This is a genomic window from Sphingomonas olei (genome assembly GCF_045369765.1).
Taxonomy (GTDB): Bacteria; Pseudomonadota; Alphaproteobacteria; order Sphingomonadales; family Sphingomonadaceae; genus Sphingomonas; species Sphingomonas panaciterrae.
In genome coordinates, this window is sequence record NZ_JBIQEU010000043.1 from 1 (window position 1) to 6,678 (window position 6,678).

The 6,678-nt window shown below is 65.8% G+C and carries 10 protein-coding genes and 1 pseudogene; 7 read left to right on the top strand and 4 right to left on the bottom strand.

Translation table 11 applies throughout. The annotated features are described in order from the left end of the window. Positions 1 to 185 precede the first annotated feature (185 nt). Genes ACH0BU_RS17600 through ACH0BU_RS17620 form a run of 5 tightly spaced genes read left to right on the top strand, consistent with a single transcriptional unit; the run spans position 186 to position 2,602 of the window. The gene (locus ACH0BU_RS17600; protein ID WP_406876089.1) at positions 186 to 509 is read left to right on the top strand and encodes a conjugal transfer protein TraD; all 324 of its coding nucleotides are present in this window, start codon (positions 186 to 188) and stop codon (positions 507 to 509) included. 19 nt (positions 510 to 528) lie between these two features. After that, positions 529 to 771: a conjugal transfer protein TraD gene (locus tag ACH0BU_RS17605; RefSeq protein ID WP_093068337.1), complete on the top strand. Its 243-nt coding sequence runs from the start codon at positions 529 to 531 to the stop codon at positions 769 to 771. Continuing rightward, a complete protein-coding gene (locus ACH0BU_RS17610) occupies positions 752 to 1,036 on the top strand; it encodes a hypothetical protein (RefSeq protein ID WP_184106607.1) in 285 nt (94 codons plus the stop codon). Before ACH0BU_RS17605 ends, ACH0BU_RS17610 begins: the two co-directional genes overlap by 20 nt. After that, positions 1,036 to 1,353 carry a hypothetical protein gene (locus ACH0BU_RS17615; protein ID WP_184106606.1) on the top strand — a complete coding sequence of 106 codons (318 nt, stop codon included), beginning with the start codon at positions 1,036 to 1,038 and terminating at the stop codon, positions 1,351 to 1,353. Before ACH0BU_RS17610 ends, ACH0BU_RS17615 begins: the two co-directional genes overlap by 1 nt. Before the next feature lie 22 nt (positions 1,354 to 1,375). Beyond that, on the top strand, positions 1,376 to 2,602 hold the full coding sequence (locus ACH0BU_RS17620) for a type IV secretory system conjugative DNA transfer family protein (protein ID WP_338112262.1): 1,227 nt from the start codon (positions 1,376 to 1,378) through the stop codon (positions 2,600 to 2,602). 571 nt (positions 2,603 to 3,173) lie between these two features. On the opposite strand, the gene ACH0BU_RS17625 is transcribed toward ACH0BU_RS17620, so the two are convergent. The 4 genes and pseudogenes from ACH0BU_RS17625 to ACH0BU_RS17640 all read right to left on the bottom strand — a co-directional run. After that, on the bottom strand, positions 3,174 to 4,127 hold the full coding sequence (locus ACH0BU_RS17625; protein WP_024021610.1) for a replication initiator protein A: 954 nt from the start codon (positions 4,125 to 4,127) through the stop codon (positions 3,174 to 3,176). Continuing rightward, the gene (locus tag ACH0BU_RS17630) at positions 4,124 to 4,459 is read right to left on the bottom strand and encodes a hypothetical protein (RefSeq protein WP_500264429.1); all 336 of its coding nucleotides are present in this window, start codon (positions 4,457 to 4,459) and stop codon (positions 4,124 to 4,126) included. Before ACH0BU_RS17630 ends, ACH0BU_RS17625 begins: the two co-directional genes overlap by 4 nt. Beyond that, positions 4,459 to 5,112 carry a nucleotide-binding protein gene (locus tag ACH0BU_RS17635; protein WP_093068411.1) on the bottom strand — a complete coding sequence of 218 codons (654 nt, stop codon included), beginning with the start codon at positions 5,110 to 5,112 and terminating at the stop codon, positions 4,459 to 4,461. The genes ACH0BU_RS17630 and ACH0BU_RS17635 overlap by 1 nt, the downstream gene beginning before the upstream one ends. Before the next feature lie 72 nt (positions 5,113 to 5,184). Next, positions 5,185 to 5,721: pseudogene (locus ACH0BU_RS17640) on the bottom strand (transcription elongation protein SprT); the annotation flags it as partial. Positions 5,722 to 5,843: 122 nt separating this feature from the next. Here ACH0BU_RS17640 and ACH0BU_RS17645 point away from each other — a divergent pair. After that, positions 5,844 to 6,092: a DUF4160 domain-containing protein gene (locus ACH0BU_RS17645; RefSeq protein ID WP_061939913.1), complete on the top strand. Its 249-nt coding sequence runs from the start codon at positions 5,844 to 5,846 to the stop codon at positions 6,090 to 6,092. Further along, positions 6,079 to 6,498: a DUF2442 domain-containing protein gene (locus ACH0BU_RS17650; RefSeq protein WP_093068405.1), complete on the top strand. Its 420-nt coding sequence runs from the start codon at positions 6,079 to 6,081 to the stop codon at positions 6,496 to 6,498. The genes ACH0BU_RS17645 and ACH0BU_RS17650 overlap by 14 nt, the downstream gene beginning before the upstream one ends. The last annotated feature ends 180 nt before the right edge of the window (positions 6,499 to 6,678 follow it).

The window sequence follows — 6,678 nt, forward strand, 5'->3', positions numbered from 1 at the left end:
AATGATAGATCGCCATCGCGACCGGCATAATGCACTTCTTAGCGCACGTCGGCAACGACGTATAAGCGCGCACTCATCATCTGCTCCGCTCCTGCTGATTGACTGCCGTGCGTTTCCGTTATGGGTTGCCTGCTCGCTACTGTTTGCTAGGCTGCGGTGAACCTGACGCGGAAGGAGAGAGCACCATGCGTAAGGTGCGTGACTATGACGCGGAGCTGAAGGCGCTGGAGAGCCGCGCCAAGGTGATCAAGGCGCGTCGCATCGAACAGCTCGGCCAGCTCGTCACCACCACCGGCGCCGACGAGCTCGACATGGAAACGCTCGCCGGCGTGCTGCTCGATGCCGTTGCGTCGAAGGATGCGGAAGCGAAGGAGGCGTGGCGCGCGAAGGGCGCCGCCTTCTTTCAGCGGCGCGGGCGCAAAGGTAGCCGGACTGCTGGCTGCAACAGCGACGGCGGGAATGCGCAACCGGGCGCTGATCCAGCGTCTGGAAGCGGCGCGCCGTCGTAGCGATACGCGGGGCTGGGTCGTGCAACGCCGCGAACGCACCCGCCACCTGATCGAGCTGGGCGGCCTCGTCCAGAAAGCCGGCCTGGTCGAACTCGCCGACGACGATCGCGCGACGATCTACGGCGCGCTGCTGGAGCTGGTCGGCCGCGCTCGCGGGGACGATGCCGGCGACACGCTCGCGCTCTGGTGGCGGCGCGGTAAACGTGCGTTCGACGCGGAAAGCGAAGCGATGGAGAAAGGCGATGGCGGCCCTGGATATTGAGGCGATCCGCTCGGAAATTCGCACGCTGGAGTTCGAGCGCGGCACACCCGCTGATGTGGCGGAATGGCGCGAAGCCGATGCCGAATCCCGCGCCAACCTCGCCATCGAGGACATGGCGCTGAGCGCGGATGACGAGGCGCTGTTCGACATGCTGCGCGACGAGGCGGTGCCCCCTCCCCTGGCCACGCAAATCCTGCTCAGGCTGCTGGGCCATCCCGACGCCGATCCGGCGCTGGCGATCACGCCCCTGGAACAGGCCTGCTGATGCCGGGACCGCTCATCGGCGGGCGTCGGCCGATCGGCTGGCGGCTCGCGATCGTCGTTGCGTTCGTCACGGCCTATGCGACCGCGCGATGGCTGGAAGGCATCTTCGGCGTCGGGCAGATTTCGGGCACCGTATCGTTCCTCGTCCTGGTCGGCCTGATCGGCGCGACCTGGTGGATCAACAGCTGCGCCGGCAAGCGCCGGAACGACCTGCTGGGCTCGGCCCGCTTCGGCGACCGCGCCGACGTGCAAGCTGGAGGCGAACGGGGATCTCCTGATCGGCCGCGCCAAGGAGTCGGGCAAGCTGCTCCGCTATGACGGCGCGGCGCACCTGCTGACGATAGCACCCACACGTTCCGGCAAGGGCGTCGGCACGATCATCCCCAACCTGCTCCTGCTCGACCGCTCCGTGGTCTGCATCGACCCCAAGGGCGAGAATGCCCGCGTCACGGCCCGTGCGCGGGCCAGGAAGGGTGCTGTATGGTGCCTGGACCCTTTCGGCGTCTCCGGGCGTCCTGCGGCCCGTTACACCCCCCTGGCGCAGCTAGACCCGGCCAGCCCGGACCTCACGGAAGATGCGCAAACGATCGCTGACGCGCTGGTCCATGACGCGCCGGGGCACTCGGGCGAGGCGCATTGGAACGAGGAAGCCAAGGCGCTGATCGCCGGCGTGATCCTGCACACCGTCATCCACGAGCCCATGTCCCAAGCCACGCTGGCGACCGTGCGCGACAAGCTCACCCGCGATCCCGCCGGCCTCGCCGCACTGCTGGCGGACATGCAGGCCAGCACCGGCGCGCATGGCCTGATCGCGCGCGCCGCCAATCGCCAGCTCGGCAAATCCGATCGCGAGGCCGCCGGCGTGCTGTCCTCGGCGCAGCGCCACACCCACTTTCTCGACAGCCCGCGCATCGTGGACAGCACGTCCGCGTCCGATTTCCGGTTCGCGGACCTGAAGGAGCGGCCCGGCACCGTGTTCCTGTGCCTGCCGCCCGACCGGCTCGATACCTATGCGCGCTGGTTGCGGCTGCTGATCGCCCAAGCTGTGACCGACATGGCGCGCTCCCCTGCCCGGCCGGAACGCCCCGTGCTGTTTCTGCTCGATGAGTTCGCGGCGCTCGGCCGCCTGGAGCCGGTGGAGCGCGCGATGGGGCTGATGGCCGGCTATGGGCTCCAGCTGTGGCCGATCCTTCAGGACATGCACCAGCTGCGCGCCCTCTATGGCGAGCGCGCCGGCACCTTCCTGTCCAATGCCGGCGTGATCCAGACATTCGGGGTCAACGATCATGCCACCGCCGACATGCTCTCTCGCACGATCGGTGACACGACATTGGAATATGCGACCCTCAGCACATCGCGCGGCACGGGCTGGGGTGACAATCGCGCCGGTCCCTCGGAAAGCGTCAGCACGCATGTCACGGCGCGGCGGCTCGTCATGCCAGATGAAATCATGCGGATGCCGACCGACACGCTCCTGCTGCTGCGCCAGGGCGAACGTCCGCTCTGGGCCGGCAAGGTTCGCTACTATGACCAGCGCGAGTTCGCCGACCTGTTCGATCCGGCGTGATCGCACACACCGGCCGGGGAAGATTGAAGGCGAGGTTTGAGGTAGCGCCTCACTGCACATCTCCGCTGGCGGAGCGCTGAAGGCACACACCGCCGGTTTCGCTTGGCTTCTTTCGGAAGCCCTGCGGCCGATAGGCCGCTCTGGTGGCGGTGTTAGCCGGCACGGATCGAAGGCGCATTGGCCGTAGGCCAATTCCGCTTGTCCTTCTCAGGTCCACGGTTTTGGGTGAGCCTTGTCGTTAAGAGATTCTGTTAAATAGGAATCGTTAAACAAGTTAAGCCGCTCAAGAAGCGGAATCTTGCTTTGTTTATCAACCGCTTGCCGGACAGCCCGGTGGGTGAAACCCCGTGATTCGGTGTGTGATACCCCGATAGTGCGGTGGGTGATACCCCGACGCCAAGGTGGGTGAAACCCCGAGATTCTGGAGCCGAAAAGGGGCCTACCGCGCCAGTTATCCACAGCCTGGCTGGTGGCTCCGGCATCGCCCGAAGCATGTCAGGGTTCAGGCAGCATCGCTGGCCGGTGTGTGAAACCCCGATAGTTGGGCTTGCGGTGGGTGATACCCCGATAGTCAGCGGCGGCCGGCAAGCCGGTCCATCTGTGCATCGACTTCCTCGGCCCGCTTGCGCTCGGCGTCGAAACGGGCGCGCCGCTCCTCCTCAGCGCGCATTCTCTCGGCGAGCGCTAGTGCCTCGGCCTCGCCGCGGAGCCTGAACAACACGGCCGGGCTTTTGTCCGTCGTCTCGGTCAGCTCCATCGCATAGTCGGGGAGCTGGTCGGCCTCGATCACCCGCCGAAGCATCCGGTTGAACTCCTTGGGCTGGGCATCGCTGCCGGTCTTGTCGCGAAGCACTTCTACCCGGCAAGTCCACCCACCGCGCTGCGTGCCGGCGTGCTTTCGCGCGATACGATAGAGCGCCCGCTCCAGCCCTCCGGAGAGCAGGAAATAGTCGGGGTGCATGGTGAGCAGCGACTTCTCGTTGACGATGCCCTCATAGACCCAATCCGAGAGGGTCAGCGTCATGCCGCGCGGCTGCTCCGTTTCGGCGTCGGTGTCGAAGGTCCAGCTGTCGAGCCAGTTGAAGCCAGCCTTCTGCCGGCGCTTCGTCGCGCGGATCGAAGTTGTGATCGAAGTCGTCTGGAGCCGGAGGAGCGCAGCTTGCAGCTCCTGATAGTCCCTGCCCCCTGTGCTGCGCTTGATCGCCCGCAGTAGGTCGTAGGGCGTGGTTGTCAGCGTGCGGGGCAGGTCGTTCAGCCCCTGCTGCTTCATGCGGTTGAGCGTGGACGCGGCCCATATCAGGATATCGGCGTCCCAGATTGTGGCCATGCCGTAGTCGGGAATGGCCTGGACGCGCACCCAGGCCTCGCCATCCGGGCTGCGATACTCGATCGGCTTCAGTCGCTTGCGCTTCTGGAGCGAGAAGAACGGGCGCTCCATGACCTCCCGCTGGTCCTTGAGCGGAAGATCACCGAGCGCCGGAATGAACAGGTCGAACTCGGGATTGGGATCACGCCGCTTGCTCACGGCGCAAACCTGGTGTGTCCCCGCTGGACCAGATACTGGCGCAGCAACCGCTCGGTGATAACGGTAAGGGGCTCCCCGCCCTCCTCGACGCTGAGCTGGCGCAGTGTGCGGTGCATGTCTTCGGGAATGTGGATCAGCACCGGCTTCTTGCCGGGATGGCTGCTGCGCCGGGCAGGTGCTGCCGGGGCCGACGTGTCCGCCGCACGCCGCGACCGACGCGGGACGGCAGGCTGCGGCGCGGGAGTTGCATCGGCAACGAGAGCCGGTGCCGGTGCCGGTGCCTCGGGCTCGTCATCGAAGATGCCGGCGAGCGCGGAAGTTTTCTTCGCCATCATCCAACCTCGCTTACTTGCTTAGTCGTAAAGCCGCTTAGTCGCTTAGCTTCGTCATAGGCGGCGCGCAACTCGGCCGCCGCCTTGCTGTCCGGATCCGTCTCGGCCGCCGTTCTGCCGAGCGGCGTGGCCTTGTAGAAATCCTTGCGGAAGTGGAGGCGGCTGTCGAACATCGTCACGCCCTTCGCTGCGAAGCCGGCATGGGCCTCCTGCCCCTCCCCGCCCTGATGCGGAACCTGCGTCAGTATAACGGCGAACGGCGTGCCTGCCTGCTGCACCTGCTTGACAGTCTGCAACACCGAATGAACGTCCAGCCCTCGCGGCGCGACAGGGATGATGACGAAATCCGCCTGCTCGGCTGCGAGCATGGCAATGTCCTTGGAGTTCGCCGGCGTGTCGATGATGATGAGGTCGATCTTGCCGCTGCTGCGCCCGCGCGAGACGTGGAGCGGCAGACCGGCAACGCTGCTGTCCTTCACCATCACGTCGTCGTCGTCGCGGCGTTCGGACCAGTAGAGCGCCGATCCTTGGCGATCGTCGGCATCGAGGATAACGACCGACGCCCCCTCCCGCGCCGCCTCGACGGCGAATCCGGTTGAGAGGGTGGTTTTGGATTGCCCGCCCTTTTGCGCGATGACGGCCCATACTTGCATAGCTGCTGCTCCTACTAAGCGGCTAAGCGACTTATGGAGCTTAGCCGCTTAGTCGTAAAGGGTCTTAGTCGCTTAGCCATGTTCGTCTTCAGTTCCGTCGCCGACCGGATCGTGGCGCATCGGGCCGTGCCCCTCAACCGGGCACAAAGGCGCGCCCGCTGTCTCCAGCCATTTGCGCGCGGTCCTGACGGTATAGCCGCACGTCGAGCACTCGCATTTCAGCATCCGCACCGCCTGCTTCCTGGGCCGAGTAGTCGCGCTGCCTGTATTGAGTCTGGCATGGGGAAGGGGACCGACCGCAGCGAGGATCGGTGCAATGGCGGAAAGGAAGGCGTCCCCGGGGGTGGTGGCGCGCATTGGCCCGACCAGCCCCAGCCCGACTGAGACCCGTTTAAACGCTCTTCCGTGTCCGGCCGCGATCCCGACCGCCGCGTGGACCAGCTCGTGCGCGAGGATCGCGGCGATCCGCGCCGGCATCGCGTCGGGGGCGTGGGCGAGGTCAGGCCGGATGAATATCTCGAAGTGGCCGTCGCCGATGCGCCGGTTGTCCCAGCACTCGCCGATCGCCTTGCCCTTTGCTCCCCTGCTGGTGAAGCCGATCGCCACCCGGCAGGGACGAGACGCCGGTATGGCGGCTCGGTCGGAGCGCAAGCGGAGATAGAGCGCGGTCCCGCAGGGACGCGCCGCCATGCAACTATTCCCTAGCGCTTGGGTTTCTGCTAGGATCGGCCATGCCTACCGTTCTGCGCATCAACGGCCTGCGGGTCGTGATCTGGCCAAATGATCATCGGCCGGCGCACGTCCATGTGAAGGGCGCAGACGGGGAGGCGGTGTTCAACCTGCATTGCCCCGGCGGACCGCCGGAGCTGCGCGAGAGCTATGGGTTCAGGCTGGCCGACCTGAACCAAATCGCCGATGCCCTGGCGGCCGCAATCGCCGCCCTGTGCGCGGAATGGAGGACGATACATGGCGATTACTGAGCGCGATCTGGCGAAGGCGGAGAAGCGCATGGCGGCGAAGCGCGAGGCTGGTCATGCCGTATCGGCGCGCTATGACCGGCGGCGTTCGCGGGTGGTCGTGGCACTCAACACCGGCGTCGAACTGACCTTCCCGACCCAACTCGCGGAAGGGCTGGCGGATGCCTCGCCGGACAGCCTGGCCGAAATCGAGATCAGCCCCGCCGGACTCGGCCTGCACTGGCCCAGGCTCGACGCGGACCTCTACGTGCCCGCGCTCCTGCAGGGCGTGTTCGGATCGAAGCGATGGATGGCCCGCCAGCTCGGTGCCGAAGGAGGACGGTCACGCACCGCAGCCAAGATCGCCGCTTCACGCGAGAACGGCCGCAAGGGCGGGCGGCCTCGGAAACCGATGGCTGCTGGAGCCTAAAAGGGCGAAAAGTAGTTTGTCGCTTAGTAGCTTATTCGCTTAGTTGGTGTCGCAGATATTCTGAGTTTCGCGACAGCGCCCTCAACGCTCGTATTCTCTCGTATGTAAATGTCAGCGCTGATTGGCACGTCCTGTCAGCGGTAAGTGGCACACCGGAACGGCCGGGTTTGGTGGACTGTG

What these genes read in the sequence shown, in the direction of transcription:
- ACH0BU_RS17600 (WP_406876089.1), top strand. Translation starts at nt 186, where the DNA reads ATGCGTAAGGTGCGTGACTATGACGCGGAGCTGAAGGCGCTGGAGAGC.
- ACH0BU_RS17610 (WP_184106607.1), top strand. Translation starts at nt 752, where the DNA reads ATGGCGGCCCTGGATATTGAGGCGATCCGCTCGGAAATTCGCACGCTG.
- ACH0BU_RS17615 (WP_184106606.1), top strand. Translation starts at nt 1,036, where the DNA reads ATGCCGGGACCGCTCATCGGCGGGCGTCGGCCGATCGGCTGGCGGCTC.
- ACH0BU_RS17630 (WP_500264429.1), bottom strand. Translation starts at nt 4,459, where the DNA reads ATGGCGAAGAAAACTTCCGCGCTCGCCGGCATCTTCGATGACGAGCCC.
- ACH0BU_RS17635 (WP_093068411.1), bottom strand. Translation starts at nt 5,112, where the DNA reads ATGCAAGTATGGGCCGTCATCGCGCAAAAGGGCGGGCAATCCAAAACC.
- ACH0BU_RS17645 (WP_061939913.1), top strand. Translation starts at nt 5,844, where the DNA reads ATGCCTACCGTTCTGCGCATCAACGGCCTGCGGGTCGTGATCTGGCCA.
- ACH0BU_RS17650 (WP_093068405.1), top strand. Translation starts at nt 6,079, where the DNA reads ATGGCGATTACTGAGCGCGATCTGGCGAAGGCGGAGAAGCGCATGGCG.